19 protein-coding genes are annotated in these 14235 nt (G+C 46.4%); 9 read left to right on the forward strand and 10 right to left on the reverse strand.

What is annotated here, in order from left to right; translation table 11 throughout:
* Nucleotides 1–16: 16 nt before the first annotated feature.
* Together IX95_RS03570 and IX95_RS03575 are read right to left on the reverse strand one after the other, a co-directional pair.
* The gene (locus IX95_RS03570; protein WP_038156905.1) at nucleotides 17–634 is read right to left on the reverse strand and encodes an NUDIX hydrolase; all 618 of its coding nucleotides are present in this window, start codon (nucleotides 632–634) and stop codon (nucleotides 17–19) included.
* A 77-nt stretch (nucleotides 635–711) separates the two neighbouring features.
* Nucleotides 712–1623 (reverse strand): LysR family transcriptional regulator, encoded by a 912-nt coding sequence (locus IX95_RS03575; protein ID WP_038156907.1) that lies wholly within the window; start codon nucleotides 1621–1623, stop codon nucleotides 712–714.
* A 119-nt stretch (nucleotides 1624–1742) separates the two neighbouring features.
* Between IX95_RS03575 and IX95_RS03580 the strand changes: the two genes are divergently transcribed.
* From IX95_RS03580 to IX95_RS03590, 3 genes are all read left to right on the forward strand, one after another.
* Nucleotides 1743–2060 (forward strand): monooxygenase, encoded by a 318-nt coding sequence (locus tag IX95_RS03580; protein ID WP_038156910.1) that lies wholly within the window; start codon nucleotides 1743–1745, stop codon nucleotides 2058–2060.
* Complete coding sequence (locus IX95_RS03585) at nucleotides 2057–2428, forward strand: hypothetical protein (RefSeq protein ID WP_006959863.1); 372 nt, start codon at nucleotides 2057–2059, stop codon at nucleotides 2426–2428. Before IX95_RS03580 ends, IX95_RS03585 begins: the two co-directional genes overlap by 4 nt.
* Nucleotides 2429–2543: 115 nt before the next feature.
* A complete protein-coding gene (locus IX95_RS03590) occupies nucleotides 2544–3791 on the forward strand; it encodes a leucine-rich repeat-containing protein kinase family protein (protein WP_038156911.1) in 1248 nt (415 codons plus the stop codon).
* 26 nt (nucleotides 3792–3817) lie between these two features.
* Here the strand turns inward: IX95_RS03590 and IX95_RS03595 are convergent, their stop codons facing one another.
* Complete coding sequence (locus tag IX95_RS03595) at nucleotides 3818–4159, reverse strand: winged helix-turn-helix transcriptional regulator (RefSeq protein ID WP_019277418.1); 342 nt, start codon at nucleotides 4157–4159, stop codon at nucleotides 3818–3820.
* Between the two features lie 104 nt (nucleotides 4160–4263).
* On the opposite strand from IX95_RS03595, the gene IX95_RS03600 reads away from it, so the two are divergent.
* Both IX95_RS03600 and IX95_RS03605 read left to right on the forward strand, forming a co-directional pair.
* Entirely contained in the window at nucleotides 4264–5031 is a 768-nt protein-coding gene (locus tag IX95_RS03600; RefSeq protein ID WP_038156913.1) for an SDR family NAD(P)-dependent oxidoreductase, read from the forward strand.
* Nucleotides 5032–5056: 25 nt separating this feature from the next.
* Nucleotides 5057–5713 carry a cupin domain-containing protein gene (locus tag IX95_RS03605; protein ID WP_038156916.1) on the forward strand — a complete coding sequence of 219 codons (657 nt, stop codon included), beginning with the start codon at nucleotides 5057–5059 and terminating at the stop codon, nucleotides 5711–5713.
* Nucleotides 5714–5765: 52 nt separating this feature from the next.
* Here the strand turns inward: IX95_RS03605 and IX95_RS03610 are convergent, their stop codons facing one another.
* Together IX95_RS03610 and IX95_RS03615 are read right to left on the reverse strand one after the other, a co-directional pair.
* Entirely contained in the window at nucleotides 5766–6497 is a 732-nt protein-coding gene (locus IX95_RS03610; RefSeq protein ID WP_006959871.1) for an SDR family oxidoreductase, read from the reverse strand.
* A gap of 38 nt (nucleotides 6498–6535) precedes the next feature.
* Entirely contained in the window at nucleotides 6536–7441 is a 906-nt protein-coding gene (locus tag IX95_RS03615; protein ID WP_038156918.1) for a LysR family transcriptional regulator, read from the reverse strand.
* An 82-nt stretch (nucleotides 7442–7523) separates the two neighbouring features.
* Between IX95_RS03615 and IX95_RS03620 the strand changes: the two genes are divergently transcribed.
* Complete coding sequence (locus IX95_RS03620; RefSeq protein ID WP_038156922.1) at nucleotides 7524–7760, forward strand: DUF2798 domain-containing protein; 237 nt, start codon at nucleotides 7524–7526, stop codon at nucleotides 7758–7760.
* A 64-nt stretch (nucleotides 7761–7824) separates the two neighbouring features.
* Here the strand turns inward: IX95_RS03620 and IX95_RS03625 are convergent, their stop codons facing one another.
* The 4 genes from IX95_RS03625 to IX95_RS03640 form a co-directional block, all read right to left on the reverse strand.
* Nucleotides 7825–9054 carry a lysozyme inhibitor LprI family protein gene (locus IX95_RS03625; protein WP_038156925.1) on the reverse strand — a complete coding sequence of 410 codons (1230 nt, stop codon included), beginning with the start codon at nucleotides 9052–9054 and terminating at the stop codon, nucleotides 7825–7827.
* A gap of 169 nt (nucleotides 9055–9223) precedes the next feature.
* Complete coding sequence (locus IX95_RS03630) at nucleotides 9224–9940, reverse strand: YebC/PmpR family DNA-binding transcriptional regulator (protein WP_019277412.1); 717 nt, start codon at nucleotides 9938–9940, stop codon at nucleotides 9224–9226.
* 89 nt (nucleotides 9941–10029) lie between these two features.
* Nucleotides 10030–10239 (reverse strand): DUF3283 family protein, encoded by a 210-nt coding sequence (locus IX95_RS03635; RefSeq protein ID WP_006959884.1) that lies wholly within the window; start codon nucleotides 10237–10239, stop codon nucleotides 10030–10032.
* A 160-nt stretch (nucleotides 10240–10399) separates the two neighbouring features.
* The gene (locus IX95_RS03640) at nucleotides 10400–10597 is read right to left on the reverse strand and encodes a PA3496 family putative envelope integrity protein (RefSeq protein WP_006959890.1); all 198 of its coding nucleotides are present in this window, start codon (nucleotides 10595–10597) and stop codon (nucleotides 10400–10402) included.
* A gap of 371 nt (nucleotides 10598–10968) precedes the next feature.
* Here IX95_RS03640 and IX95_RS03645 point away from each other — a divergent pair, with 371 nt between their 5' ends.
* The 3 genes from IX95_RS03645 to IX95_RS03655 are packed head-to-tail and all read left to right on the forward strand — an operon-like array spanning nucleotide 10969 to nucleotide 13213.
* Nucleotides 10969–11817 (forward strand): ABC transporter ATP-binding protein, encoded by an 849-nt coding sequence (locus IX95_RS03645; protein WP_021456169.1) that lies wholly within the window; start codon nucleotides 10969–10971, stop codon nucleotides 11815–11817.
* Complete coding sequence (locus IX95_RS03650) at nucleotides 11814–12746, forward strand: ATP-binding cassette domain-containing protein (RefSeq protein WP_021456168.1); 933 nt, start codon at nucleotides 11814–11816, stop codon at nucleotides 12744–12746. Before IX95_RS03645 ends, IX95_RS03650 begins: the two co-directional genes overlap by 4 nt.
* Nucleotides 12743–13213, forward strand: coding sequence for a hypothetical protein (locus tag IX95_RS03655; RefSeq protein ID WP_038156930.1), 471 nt, complete (start codon nucleotides 12743–12745; stop codon nucleotides 13211–13213). The genes IX95_RS03650 and IX95_RS03655 overlap by 4 nt, the downstream gene beginning before the upstream one ends.
* 70 nt (nucleotides 13214–13283) lie before the next feature.
* On the opposite strand, the gene IX95_RS03660 is transcribed toward IX95_RS03655, so the two are convergent.
* Nucleotides 13284–14210 carry a phosphatidylinositol-specific phospholipase C/glycerophosphodiester phosphodiesterase family protein gene (locus IX95_RS03660; protein ID WP_235202572.1) on the reverse strand — a complete coding sequence of 309 codons (927 nt, stop codon included), beginning with the start codon at nucleotides 14208–14210 and terminating at the stop codon, nucleotides 13284–13286.
* Nucleotides 14211–14235 lie beyond the last annotated feature (25 nt).

Below are 14235 nucleotides of genomic sequence, written 5' to 3' on the forward strand. Positions count from 1 at the left end.
ACACAAGTTCTCACTGTTAATCAACGTAAATAGGCTTATCAGGGTTGGCGAGATAGTCAAACATCATCTCGATGTCTTCGACTAATACGCGTCCTTGGGAGAGTTGAGGAAGCTCATCCGGTGCAAAAAATTCAATCTCAGAAATCTCAATATTAGTCGTCGCTTCACCGGATACAAAATCACACAGAAAGAATAACTTATAGATATGAAACGGAAACTCAGGTTGATAGTTATGCATTGCACGATCTTTCACCGCCACCAGCCGAGGGTTATTCACCACATAACCAGACTCTTCCAATACTTCACGCACAACACCTGCTTTCGGTGTTTCACATACATCACCCCAACCACCGGGTAGCGTCCAGCAGTCATCTTCTCTTTCTCTTACTAAGAGTATTTTTCCATCCTTAATCACCGCAGCACGTAGATCTATTTTGGGTGTTGGATAACCTGATTCCGGAATAAACAGTTTCTGTACCTGCTCAACTGGGCTGCCACTCAAATGAGCAAACATTTGATGAGCAATCTCATCTAACTGGTGGTAGCGCTCCAGATCGTACTTATCTCTACCATACGTTTCGCCAGCCTGTGCGATAGCTTTAATTTGTTTAGCCCAATCTAACCAAGGTTGCATTTACGTTTCCCTTCAAAAATCCAAAGTTAGCGTCCATAGTAACGCTTTCACTAGCCAGTGATTCGCTAATCATCTCACTACTGGCATTTTTCACCAGATTCTGACCAAGCTCCATTCAGCAATAACTCATAGAAGCACCGCGCTGCTGGGCCGGTTTTGGCCCCTTTGGGTAGAGTAAGATGAAGCGGGACCTGATAACAGTCACTCTCCTCCACATTAAGTACTTGCAGTTGTCCCTGATTTCGCTTGGCAACAATGTGAGTCGGCAAACGGCAAAACCCCACACCCTGCTCTACCGCCCGAAAGGCGTGGTCAAAGTTATCGACAGTAATTCTCTGGTTGGATTTCAGCCAGCCGACATTTTGCGCCTGCTCATTGGTTTGAGACGCACCAAGATCGCGAATAACAATCTGACAGTGCGTTGCGAAATCAGCCATAGTTAAACTCGCTTGCTGGGCAAGTGGGTGCTCTGTCGATACAACAGGAACCATACTGCTCAGCGAAAACGCCTGTGCCGGATAGTTGGTGACTGGCAGGGTAATGAGGGCAATGTCAGCCTGTTCACGGGTAACCATGTCAGACGTTTTCGATAGTGACGTTTCCACAACCTGAATCGAAGTCGCGCTATTTTGCCTGAGATATTGCGCCATCGGGCGATAGAGTAAAGACGGATCGCACAAGTGATCCATAGCAACGGTTATTTCGGACTCGACACCTGCTGCGATCTGCTGGCTAAGATCCTCAAGTTCTCTTGCCTGATCCAACATACTATTTGCTCTACGCAGCAGAGACTGGCCATGGTCAGTCAATTTTGCTCGCTTTCCTTTTACTTCAACAAGCTGAACACTGAGTTGCTCTTCCAGCTTTTTGACCGAGTAAATCAAGGTCGTATGGCTCTTATTGAGTGCGACCGCGGCGGCCTGAATACTACCAGCTCTGTCTATCTCACGAAGCGTGACCCATTGCTCTAACGTGCTTTTTAATCTCACCGCTTTCACCTGTCAGTTTTTTAGACAATTACACGCAATATTATGAACTTTTCTGTTTATTTTTTATAGGCAATTAATCATCCCAACAGCAACCAAACACCACTTACGGAGAAACCATCATGAAACTATTGCAAGTCGATTTTGAATACCACGGTCCGATGGGAGAAGAAATGTCTCAGGCGCTGATAAAGCTGGCTGAGTCAATCAATCGCGAACCGGGCATGATCTGGAAAATCTGGACTGAGAGTGAAGCTGAAAAGCTCGGCGGTGGAATCTACCTGTTTGAAGATGAAACCAGCGCTCAACGCTATCTTGAGATGCACGCTGCACGCTTAAAACAAATGGGGGTCGCAGAAGTACGCGGCATTATCTTCGACATCAACCAACCACTGACAGCCATAAACCAAGGCCCTGTCAATCAGCAGGTAGTACAATGAACAACAAAACCTTCCTAACCCTACATGGCGGTATTTATACTGCCTTTGCTATCGCCCTATTCTTTCTGCCCCATGTGATGTGGCCGATGTATGGCGTAGAAATTAATGATCAATACGCCTACTTCTTATCTCAACATACCAGCATCTTTTTGGGCGGGGTGGCAGCTGTCAGTTTGTTGCTGCGCCACATTGAACACAGAGAAACAATGCGTCAGCTGTTTAAAGCTCTGGTGGTGACCAACCTACTTGGCCTCGTAATCACCGGCTACGCAGGGTTTATCGGTATTTTTGTCGGTTTTGGCTGGAGTGACCCGGCGTTTTTCACTCTGCTGACCATACTGAGCTATCGGCAACTCGCCCAGCAATAACGTAGTGACGAGCGCCTCTTATGACTAGGCGCATCGTCCTTGTCTCGCCTTTCATCCATTTACTGCGTAGAATACGCGCTCTTTTCCATCCCCAAACATTTATAGGCAGACAAGTTTGCATACAGTAGAACAACTAAGAAATGGCCAGCTGGCAGGCATTCAGCGCCTTCAGCTTTCTGAGCAATTAACTGAGTTACCACGAGAGATCTTAACGTTATCTGACAGCTTAGAGATCCTCGATGTGTCCAACAACCTACTGTGTGAACTGCCGGAATGGCTGACTGAACTTACCCAACTCAAGATTGTTTTTGCTTCCAATAACCGCTTTACCCGTCTTCCTTTGGTACTCGGTCAATGTGAACGGTTAGAAATGGTTGGTTTTAAGAGCAATCAAATTGTCCGTGTCGCGGAAGAATCTCTACCAGAGCAACTTCGCTGGCTGATTCTGACAGATAACCAAATAGAGCAACTACCAGAATCTTTAGGCCATAGACAACGACTGCAAAAACTGGCGTTAGCGGGTAACAAGATCACGGCTCTGCCAAAGAGCTTTAAAAATTTGCTTAACTTAGAGCTAGTCAGGCTGTCAGCCAACCAACTCGATGCGTTTCCTCAAGTCTTGCTTGAGCTGCCAAAACTGGCTTGGATGGCATTTGCAGGCAACCCATTCTGTGAGCGTCTGTCACACAACGAAAGTGTCCCTCAGATCTCATCGGCCAGTTATTCAATGAATCACGTGCTTGGCCAAGGCGCTTCTGGGGTAATCTCACACGCAAACTGGCTCGATAAGGATTTTGATTTCCCAGCAGAAGTAGCGGTAAAAGTGTTTAAAGGCGAAGTAACCAGTGACGGTTACCCGCAAGATGAGTTACAAGCTTGTCTGCAGGCTGGACATCACACTAACCTAGTCAAATCGATTGCACAGTTGAGCGAAGATAACCACCTTGCGCTCGTCATGGAGTTAATCCCATCAGATTATTTTAATTTGGGATTGCCGCCGACTCTAAACACCTGTACGCGTGATGTATTCAAACCGGAATTGATCCTTAGTGCCAAAAAGATCGAATACATCGTTGATCAAATGCTCAACGTTTTCAGCCACCTGCATGACAACAAAGTCTGTCATGGTGATTTGTATGCCCACAATGTGTTGATCAATGCACAAGGTGAGATGATATTCGGCGATTTCGGGGCAGCTTCCGTGTATGACTATCTGACTGACGCTCAGCAGCAAGGTGTGCGCCGTGTTGAGGCCAGAGCTTTGAGTCACTTTATTGAAGACCTACTGTCAGTTTGCGATCGTAATGACATAGGTAGCACCAGTCATCAACGCTTAAGTAACATGATGCGTTTGGCGGGCTAACCAATGTATGGGTGAGTCACTGTGGCTCACCCGATTTGATCGATTTCGTCTTGTAAGGCTTCCAGCTGTTCAAGAATGGCTAAAAATTTCTCTCCGAACTCTGTCACCTGATACTCCACCCTTGGTGGCAACTCGTTATAAATCACTTTATCGAGTATTCCAAACTCCACATTGCGCTTAAGACACTGGTTCAACACCTTAGTCGATAGCCCCTCAACATTGCGCACCATTTCTCCCGGTCGATTTACACCTGCAGCGAGTAATTGATAGACCGTTAGCGACCATTTGCAGCCATAGATTGCTTCCACCATTCGGGCACTGCTTTGGGGTGCAGTTTTTCTCGTAAAAAGTTTTTCTTTGTTATTCATAAAGATGTACCAAAAAGTACCTACCCTACTGATTTGTACTTACTATTCAGTGATTTACATTGCTCCTAATATTAGCACGTCCGAATCAATCAGGAGAAAGAAAAATGACATACAGTAATCAAGGTACAGCACTCATCATTGGTGGTTCGAGCGGCATGGGTTTTGAGACCGCCAAGCAACTGCTACAAAATCAAGTCCCAGTCACGCTAGTAGGAAGAAATGCCGACAAGCTAGCACAGGCGGCTAGCGAGCTTGGTGAGTTGGGCATGGTAAAAACGTATCAGGCGGATTTATATGATGCAGACTCTGTCTCGCAACTTGTGCAAAACATCCAAGATTCTCAGCAAACCATCGGTTATTTAGTCAATGCTGCGGGCTACTTTAATCCCAAAGCCTTCATTGACCATACTGAACAAGATTATGATCGCTACCACCAGCTTAATAAGGCGATATTTCAAATCACGCAGGCCGTTGCGCAAAAGATGATTCAGGCCAACCGTGGTAGTATTGTCAATATTGGTTCCATGTGGGCGAAACAAGCTATTAAAGCCACAGCTTCTTCCGCCTACTCAATGGCTAAAGCGGGTCTACATGCGCTGACTCAGCACTTAGCGATGGAATTGGCGGATTATAATATTCGAGTCAACGCTGTCTCGCCTGCCGTGGTAAAAACGCCCATCTATGAAGCGTTTATTGACCCTAAAGAAGTCGATCAGGCTTTGGAAAGCTTTAACGATTTTCACCCGATAGGCCGAGTCGGAACCGCGGCAGATGTGGCGAACAGCATCAGCTTTTTGCTCTCGGATCAGGCAAGCTGGGTAACAGGAGCAGTCTGGGACGTGGATGGCGGCGTGATCGCAGGCCGTAACTAATGCATATCAACCTAAGGAGTAACTGATGCTCAATATGAACTTTGCCCAGCGCGTCGTAATTGATACTGAGTCGATGCCTTGGGTTGCTAGCCCAGCCAAAGGCGTTTGGCGCAAACCGCTAGAGCGAGAAGACGCAGAATCCGGTCATACAACCAGTGTTGTACGCTACGATGCGGGCTCTCGTTTCAACACGCATCCACATCCAATGGGAGAAGAAATATTCGTCTTGGAAGGTATCTTCTCCGATGAACAGGGGGACTACCCCGCAGGCACCTATCTGCGTAATCCACCAGGCAGTCAACACGCTCCTTTCAGCGATCAAGGTTGTACCATCTTGGTGAAACTGAATCAGTTTGATGAGAGAGATAGCGCGAGCATCAGGGTGAACACCCACACGCAAGCTTGGTTACCTGGAATTGGCGGCCTTGAAGTAATGCCATTGCATGAGTTCGAACATGAACACGTCGCTTTGGTGAAATGGCCAGCGGGAGAAAGATTTCAGCCGCATCGACATTTTGGCGGTGAAGAGATCTTTGTCCTCTCAGGAGAGTTCGCCGACGAACATGGCCGCTACCCAAAAGGGAGCTGGTTACGCAGCCCACATATGAGCGAGCATTTTCCTTTTGTTGAGCAGGAAACAATCATTCTGGTCAAAACAGGGCACTTGCCCTTATTACGCTAAATGATTCGATAAAATGGCCATCTGGTTAACCTGGATGGCCAGTTCAATCACCCTATTTTCCACCGGCTATATCGATGAACGAACCGGTCACAAACGACGCTTCGTCAGACAACAACCATGCTATCGACTGAGCAACCTCTAGTGCCGTACCACCACGTCCAAGCGGAATTTGAGAAGCGAGTCGGTCTACACGCCCTGGTTCACCGCCATCGGCGTGCATCTCAGTGTAAATGCAGCCCGGCCTGACGCCATTGACTCGAATGTCACGTTCAGCCAGCTCTAGAGATAAACCTTTAGTTAAGGAATCCATCGCGCCTTTCGATGCCGCATAATCGACATACTCAAACGGCGCACCCGTTCTTGATGCTGCCGAAGAGACGTTGACAATCGCCCCTGAAGCATCCAGTTGATTGATAAACGCTTTGCAGCACAGGAAACAACTCACCACATTGGATTCCATCACCTGTCTAAATCGGCCTACATCGACCTTATTCAATGTCGTTTGCTGGAACAATACACCCGCGTTGTTCACCAGATGAGTCACCATACCAAAACGAGCGTTGACGGCACTGAACATAGTTTCAACTTGACCTTCATCAGACACATCCGCCTGATGCGCGAACGCACGACCACCTGACTGAGTTATCGCCTCCACAACCTCATCAGCACGCTGGTGGTTTTTAAGATAATTGACACACACCGCGTAGCCCTGTTGCGCAAGAAGCTTGGCAGTTTCTGCTCCAATCCCTCTTCCCGCGCCTGTAACGATGACCACTTTATCCATCTGCTCGTCCTTTCCTTATCTTTTCTATTAGGTTGGTTTTACACTGTAAAATGCGTCGGTTCCTGCATTTTCGCCACACCACTCATTAAACGCTCAACCAGTAAGGTCAACGCCTTAGGTTGGTAGCGCCTTTGCTTGTACACCAGATACGCCTGTCTCACACTACGCTGATACTGAGGCAAAACCCGAACAATATTCATCCCTTTATGGACGTGCCTAAACGGTAAAGAAGCCACACCCAGCCCTTTTTCAACCGCTCCGCATACCGCCAGAATATCGTTAACAATCAACTTAGGTTTGACAGCCATGACATCAACTAAACGTTCCTGTTCGTAAACCGAGATGTCTAATGCATGATCGACACTAACCCAATCCAGTTTGCTGAGCTGCTGTAAATCTTCCACAACGCCCACCTTCTCCAAGTATTCAGGGCTGGCAAAAAATGCATGGCGAGCTTTAAACAAAGGCCTGGCTATCATGTCATTCATATCTGCCAAATCGAAGGTGATCAATAAATCTCGGTCAGTTTGGGGAACAGCTTGCTCCTGGCTGAGCACTAAGTCGAGTGAGACTTTGGGGTAATCAACCAGAAACTGCTCAACGACATCCCCTACAAAAGCACGGTAGAAGTTGTGTGGGATCGCTAACTTTATCTTGCCGGAAACTTGCTGCGTATCTGAGACCATTTGGCCAAAGCCAGACTCGATCGATTCCATACCGCTCTGCAACAACTCAAACGCTTGTACACCACTTTGTGTTGCGACCAGCTCCCTTCCCTTCTTCTCAAGCAATCTGATATTCAGACGCTGTTCTAAGGTCGAGAGGCGGCGCGACATAGTTGATACAGGTAATTGCAGCTTCTTAGACGCTGCCAGTAAAGAGCCTTCTTCTACAACGCAACAGAACAAATAAAGGTCGTCGATGTTTCCAAATATGGAATTCATGCTTCTAAACCTGCTTATTTTTTTCACTTATGGCTAGTTATATCCTTAATGGCAACATAAGAACAAGCAGAGGAGGCGAAATATGAGTCGCAAACATTTTTGGATTTCAGCCCTACTTTCTTCATTGACTATGGCCGTCATCATGTCTGGATTAATTTCTGGCTATAAACTTGGCTTTAGCAGCGAATGGCCAGCGATCTGGCTCGACAGTTTTATTCTTGCGTGGCCAGCGGCACTCGTACTCAACCTGACAGTATTACCGCTAATACGTAAGCTCTCGAACTGGCTAGCAGGAGTAGGTGCTGTATCACAAGCCTAACGATGGATTTTTGAGATTAGAGGGAGCGCCTGGTTGTACTCCCTCTTCTACGATTTTGAAATACTTATGGAATGATGATGTCGCGCAGTTGCTGTTCTCTTTGAGCGGTAAGCCAATTTAAGCATTGCTCTTTTAGCGACAGATGGGGCACAGCCACTAAACGACAGGTCGCATCCCGGTGCTTTATCCATTGCCTTTGAACCTCTCGCAACTCGAAAGATTGAGGTTTTGGCAACGTATACTCTGGTGATGGCAGCTTGAGATAGTCCATCACTTCTTGATAAGTCGCATTTAGACGCCTATCCGTTTCTGCCAGAGGTGTAGGTACGCTCTCGATGTTGCCCCGAACCGCTTTTTCCAAAGCTTCTAGGTAATCGTTTTTCTGTTCTTGGATGGAATCCGTTATCCACGCAGCTCTCCCAGAACCGCCATGCATTTCTTCTTGCTGTGCTTTAAGAGTGACAAAGGTCGTCATTTCGTTATAAGCAGCCTCCATCAATCCTGAATAGTTACCTGAGAGTTCCGCCTTTAAAGAACTCAGAGCACTCTGGCGCTGTTTTTCTTGCTTGTCCGCGATTCGCTGAGCGCAATACCCCATCCCTGCTCCACTTGTCACGTATTGACATAGATCGAACGGCACTACTTGGTTATCTTTCCAGTGCTGATAGTAATCTTTGACTGCATATGACAGCTCAGCGGGAACCCAACCACCACGGGTGATGAGCCAGAAAACGAGCTCTGGATCGGGTTTGCCAAATACACTCCCTTCACGCGAGGCCTGTTCTGCCAGCTCCCAAACATCATAAAATGGCCAGTCGCCATCTTCATCCCTTACGCCATACCTCTCGAAAAACGCTTCTACGTCCCGCTCAGGTAACTCTGCAGCATAGCGAATCGTTTGGATTTTCTGTTCTTCATCATAAATTGATAATGCGGGGTTGTGTTGTTTGGCCTTCTGATAGGTCTCAAGCGCACTTTTAGGGTCTGACATTGATATACTGCCCGCTCTAAAGAACACCTTCTCAAGGTAGTTGTCTAGTGCCTCTTGATGGCCTTGCAAAGCGGCTTGCTGATAGTGGTAGACACTCTGCTGGTCAGACAGGATGTATTGGTAAGCGAGCCTAAAATGCGCCTCAGCGCTGCCCTGCTCTGCGGCCATCGTGTACAACGATTTGGCTTGCTCCTTTTCACCCTGTTCATAGAGTGTATTGGCTCGTTCGAGCACATCCGTTTGTGCAGAGATAGCGGGAAACGCTATGTAGCAGCTAAGAAATATCGCAAGTCGTTTACTCATCTGTCGTCCGGTACCTTATCTAACCAGCATCTATTGAAAGGGTTTATTACCTAAAAGACAACGGCTTGTCTAATCAGATGATGAGTTTTCTCAGTGTTCAGAAACAAAAAAAGGAATCACGAGGATCCCTTTTTTAGCAATTTTTTAGCACATGTTAGTGTGCCTGAGATTACAGCTCAGCGTTGTGGTAAACCTGCTGAACGTCATCACAGTCATCTAGCATGTCGAGGAATTTCTGGAATTTCTCTGCATCTTCACCCGCAACAGGCGTGTGAGTTTGAGGAACGAATGTAATTTCTTCGACATCAAGCGTTAGATCTGGGAAAGCGCCGTTTAGAGCAGTCTTAGTTTTGAAGAACTCCGTGTGAGGAGCGAATACCGTAATCACGCCATCTTCAAGTTCAACGTCAGTAACATCCACATCATCCATCATTAGCGTTTCTAGAATGATCTCGTCATCATCGCCTTTGAACTGGAATACCGCTTGGTGATCAAACATATGCGAAACTGAACCTTCAACGCCAATTTTCGCACCTGTTTTAACAAAACACTGGCGTACATCTTGGAAAGTACGGTTACCGTTATCTGTTAGACAATCAACGATAACACTGGTACCGCCAGGGCCAAAACCTTCGTAACGAGCAGGAACGTAGTCTTCACCGCCGCCACCGTTGGCTTTATCAATTGCTTTGTCGATAACGTGTGCAGGAACTTGGTCTTTTTTCGCTTTTGCGATCAGGTGCTTAAGAGACAAGTTCATGTCTGGGTCTGCACCACCATTTTTCGCGCACATGTAAATTTCTTTACCGTATTTGGAATAAACTTTAATTTTTGCGCCAGCTGTTTTCGCCATCGAGGCTTTGCGCACTTCAAAACTTCTTCCCATCGGGATGTTCTCTCTAATTCAATTTAACGCGAAGGATTTTAGCAAAAATCGAGACCATTTCAATTTCTCGATGTCTTGCAAACTGGACGTCAGGCGACACCCATCACTCGCTTGTACTTGGCTACAGATTCGAGAAAAGACGCTCGTTCATCTTCATCTCTGATTTTATCCGCTTGCTGATCAATTTCATCTGGCCCTGCTTTCGCTTCACGCAGCTTCCAGACTAAAAATGAGGCCTGTTTATCAAGCTCAATTTTGTTTTTTTCGTTGGCCGGGAGGGTAGATAAATTAATCGACATACAAAGGGGCTGAATCTGCAAAATATGGAGAGGGAATATAGCACATTCGTGACTTAAATGGACATCAAAGCACAACGAGTGAGTTAACTAAGATCAAAAAAAGAAAAATTAAGGGTGGCTATTTGAGCCACCCTTACGTCGATTATCACTGTCATCACATCTAGTGCAGTATGCCTAGGTCTTTCGCTTCCTCTATGGTTAAGCCGCTTTCGCGAATCTCTCTTAATGCTTCAATACGACGACGAGCCTCCGCCGACTTAACACTTTTGGTTGGCTTCTGTGATTGTACTTCTTCCGTGAAGTCCCACTTGTCTGTGATTTTAGTCATTTCATCATGGTCAATAGAATTAATGGACATTGTAACCTCCGAACAAACCATGCAAGGGACAGCTAATCTGTAGCAAAAGCTCGCCGCCCTTGTTAAGAATTTTAGCTTCATAATGTGATTGCGCTAATAGTTCGTGCACAGTTACTGTTTTTTGTATAAATAAGCTTTGCGCGTGGCCAAATGGCGAAGTACATTTAAGGGATTCCCCCTAATATTTGTAAGGCGATCCAGCTCTCACTTTTCACGCCAACTCCAGTACTACTTCTCCCTCACAAATGACAAACCTGTTCACATACTGAGCGTTTTTCGAGTCACTTCACTGTTTTAATCACCACTTCTTTTCAGTCAAAAATTAACAGTTAATGATAATCATTCTCCTTTATTTTTAGGTAAGTGTGATTATGAGTGATAACGAGCTAACGCATGCGGTACATCACGACCCGATCATTCAGGTTCGTGATTTGTGCGTCGATTACATAACGGACAACGGCGACTTTCGCGCGGTGAAATCCGTCAGTTTTGATATAGGCAAAGGTGAAATATTCGGTCTCGCGGGAGAATCAGGTTGTGGCAAAAGCACTATCGCTTTTGCAATCAATCGTCTCCACAAGCCGCCCGCGTTCATTTCTGAGGGGCAAATCCATTTTGACGGTCAAGACCTGCTTAAACTATCAGATCGCCAGATAAACGCGATTCGTTGGAGCGAAATTGCAATGGTTTTCCAAAGTGCAATGAATTCGCTAAACCCAGTTCTGCCCATTCAGGAGCAGTTTGCCGACGTGTTGCGCCACCATAAAGGCATGAGTGACCTTGAGGCGAAAGACAGAGCGGAAAAGCTGCTGGATCTGGTTAATATTCCACGAGAACGGTTAAGCGAATACCCTCACCAGTTCAGTGGTGGCATGCGCCAGCGACTCGTGATTGCGATTGCGTTATCGCTTAACCCAAAGCTGATCATTATGGACGAGCCCACAACCGCACTGGATGTGGTGGTGCAACGTGAGATCCTGCAACAAATCTATCAATTGCGTGAAGAGTTTGGCTTCTCAGTTCTGTTCATTACCCATGATCTGGCACTAATGAGCCAGTTGTGTGATCGGATTGCCATCATGCGCCATGGAGAGATTGTGGAAATCAATCAATCGACTCAGATCCGTAACCATCCTCAACACCCTTACACACAGAAACTATGGGCGTCATTCCCCAACATTCATCAAGGTAAGCATCACGTACAAGGAGCGACGGTATGAGCCAGCCGATTATCCAACTCAACAATGTTGTCAAAGAGTTCACGATTGGCGGTGGTTTCGCCGCGCAAGATAGATTTAAAGCACTGCAAGGCGTCAGTTTTAGTCTGCACAAAGGCAAAACTCTGGCGCTGGTCGGTGAGTCTGGTTGTGGAAAAAGCACCTGTGCACGCTTGATCACCAAAGTCCACTCTGCCACATCAGGAGAGATCCTGTTTAACGGCAACAACATTGAACAGATCCAGAGCCGAAAAGCCCTGCTTGATTATCGAAGTAAAGTGCAAATGGTGTTTCAGGACCCGTTTGGCTCACTGAATCCAACTCATACCATTGCTCACCACCTCACCCGCCCACTTAAGATCCATAAGCAGGTTAAGAGCAGCCACGCCATCCCGGAACGATTGACTGAGTTATTGGACTTAGTCGAACTCGCGCCAGACACATTAGAAAAGTACCCTCACCAGTTAAGCGGAGGCCAGCGACAACGGGTGAATTTAGCGCGAGCACTAGCAGTTGGCGCGGAAGTGATATTGGCTGATGAGCCGACGTCGATGCTTGATGTATCGATCAGGCTTGGCGTGCTTAACCTGATGCAACGAATGAAAAAAGAACTGGGTATCGGCTTTTTGTACATCACACATGATTTAGCGACCGCTCATTACATCGCGGAAGAAACCGCCGTGATGTACAAAGGCCAGATTGTTGAGTGGGGTGACACACAGGCGATCTTAACCGATCCGCAACATCCTTATACCAAGCTGCTGATCTCTGCGGTACCGGATCCTGATCTGCCGTTTGGTAATCTGGTCAAGAGTGAACCAAACTACTCTGTGGACGCTGATCAAATTCGCGCGACCAGCGCGGTAGTGCAACAAGGCTATGATCAAATTGGTCCAAATCATTTTGTAAAACATTGGGTTAAAGCTGCATGATGACGCTTGATAACTGGGTTTCACACATCGACAACTGGTACCAAACACAGAAGCATGATCAAGGTATTGAAGCTTTAGTACTGAGTGTGCCTGACGAAGTATGGGGCCCAGAGATTAGCGAGCTACAAAGTAAAGCCATTGCCTGCTGGCTGGATGCTTGTTTGCGAGTTTTCCATTTTGAGCGCTACTCACAACCTGATAAAGCTTACCAGTATCTTCAGCTTGCCTACAGCAAACTTCAATTGTGCGCCTGTAACCCAGAAACAGAGTTAGCACTTAAAGACTGGTGCATGAAACGACTGCAAAACCTGACGGTGGTCAGTTTAGAATTTTGCAATCAACGCCCCGAAGCACATTGGCAAAGTCAATCACATCAACTGATTGAGTCACACGTCCAGTTTATGGCCGCACAAAGCTGGAATGAACCTCGGAACGATGATCAAGAGCTTTACGAACGGCGGCATTGATATACAGATCATCCAGTAGAAAATGGCAGCGATAAGGCTGCCATTTACCTTGGAAAATAACAGCACTACGCTAGTACATGGACTCCCAATCTGAGTGTTCGAGCCAATTAAGCCCTGGCATATCTGGGTGAGGATCATTAATCAACAACCAATCATGAAGCGTCTTCGGTAAATCGGTGTTGATATAGTCCACGTTAGCTTTAGTAAGCTCACCCCATATTTTATCGTGCCTTTCAGGATCACCTTCAGGCGTTGCCCAAAAACGGATTTTTTGATTATTTTTATGAGCAGTCGTAACAATTCGTTCCAATTCAGCGAGTGCCTCTTCTGGCCAATCTTCTGTTCCATCAAAATTACCAAATTGCTCTTGATTAAAGTAATCAAAATTGTTGCTAATCAATGGCATCAAGGTCGCGGAATAGTTTTGATCGAGATCGCTTAAGCGGCCATCGACAAACGAGTATCGGGTTTCCTGACTGTCCATCAGTGCGATCGGGCGATTACCAGAAATGATCGCGGTGACAGGTCCTTGATACACTTTACCGTTCTCGTAACGACTAAATACATCAGGATATTGCTTGAGCACTTCTTCTACCGCCTGCCAAGTAAAAGCACCTTGTGTTTTAATGTCGATAAGCAAAACTGCGGTGTACTCCCAGCCATCGTACATTTGATTTTGGTTGTTTCTTACATGCTCAACTATCGGAAGAACATAAAGCTCATCAAATTTCCATTCATGGACTAGGTCTTCCTCACCATGGGCAATCAGAACCTCCTCATAACCTTCTTTGTAGTATACATCGGCTTCAAAACTACCAAAGCCTAGCTCTGCCGCGCCAGTAAAAGGCTCCTCTCGATAGTAGTCATTGTGCGAGTGAGAACGAACCGTCTCAATTGTATCAGTTTCTATTTCCGCTTCAGTGTCATCACATGCGCTTATCATAATACAACTGATCACGACCAAAGCTGCTTGCCCAAGCTTGCCAAGTTTCATCATATTTTCCCAAGTATCCAATAAATAA

The organism is Vibrio sp. B183, from assembly GCF_000740665.1.
Lineage (GTDB): Bacteria > Pseudomonadota > Gammaproteobacteria > Enterobacterales > Vibrionaceae > Vibrio > Vibrio coralliilyticus.

Excerpts from the sequence above, each read along its gene's own strand:
- IX95_RS03595 (WP_019277418.1), bottom strand. The coding sequence starts at position 4,159 with ATGAATAACAAAGAAAAACTTTTTACGAGAAAAACTGCACCCCAAAGC.
- IX95_RS03570 (WP_038156905.1), bottom strand. The coding sequence starts at position 634 with ATGCAACCTTGGTTAGATTGGGCTAAACAAATTAAAGCTATCGCACAG.
- IX95_RS03635 (WP_006959884.1), bottom strand. The coding sequence starts at position 10,239 with ATGTCGATTAATTTATCTACCCTCCCGGCCAACGAAAAAAACAAAATT.
- IX95_RS03655 (WP_038156930.1), top strand. The coding sequence starts at position 12,743 with ATGATGACGCTTGATAACTGGGTTTCACACATCGACAACTGGTACCAA.
- IX95_RS03610 (WP_006959871.1), bottom strand. The coding sequence starts at position 6,497 with ATGGATAAAGTGGTCATCGTTACAGGCGCGGGAAGAGGGATTGGAGCA.
- IX95_RS03600 (WP_038156913.1), top strand. The coding sequence starts at position 4,264 with ATGACATACAGTAATCAAGGTACAGCACTCATCATTGGTGGTTCGAGC.
- IX95_RS03645 (WP_021456169.1), top strand. The coding sequence starts at position 10,969 with ATGAGTGATAACGAGCTAACGCATGCGGTACATCACGACCCGATCATT.
- IX95_RS03630 (WP_019277412.1), bottom strand. The coding sequence starts at position 9,940 with ATGGGAAGAAGTTTTGAAGTGCGCAAAGCCTCGATGGCGAAAACAGCT.
- IX95_RS03615 (WP_038156918.1), bottom strand. The coding sequence starts at position 7,441 with ATGAATTCCATATTTGGAAACATCGACGACCTTTATTTGTTCTGTTGC.
- IX95_RS03650 (WP_021456168.1), top strand. The coding sequence starts at position 11,814 with ATGAGCCAGCCGATTATCCAACTCAACAATGTTGTCAAAGAGTTCACG.
- IX95_RS03660 (WP_235202572.1), bottom strand. The coding sequence starts at position 14,210 with ATGATGAAACTTGGCAAGCTTGGGCAAGCAGCTTTGGTCGTGATCAGT.
- IX95_RS03625 (WP_038156925.1), bottom strand. The coding sequence starts at position 9,054 with ATGAGTAAACGACTTGCGATATTTCTTAGCTGCTACATAGCGTTTCCC.
- IX95_RS03585 (WP_006959863.1), top strand. The coding sequence starts at position 2,057 with ATGAACAACAAAACCTTCCTAACCCTACATGGCGGTATTTATACTGCC.
- IX95_RS03620 (WP_038156922.1), top strand. The coding sequence starts at position 7,524 with ATGAGTCGCAAACATTTTTGGATTTCAGCCCTACTTTCTTCATTGACT.
- IX95_RS03605 (WP_038156916.1), top strand. The coding sequence starts at position 5,057 with ATGCTCAATATGAACTTTGCCCAGCGCGTCGTAATTGATACTGAGTCG.
- IX95_RS03580 (WP_038156910.1), top strand. The coding sequence starts at position 1,743 with ATGAAACTATTGCAAGTCGATTTTGAATACCACGGTCCGATGGGAGAA.
- IX95_RS03640 (WP_006959890.1), bottom strand. The coding sequence starts at position 10,597 with ATGTCCATTAATTCTATTGACCATGATGAAATGACTAAAATCACAGAC.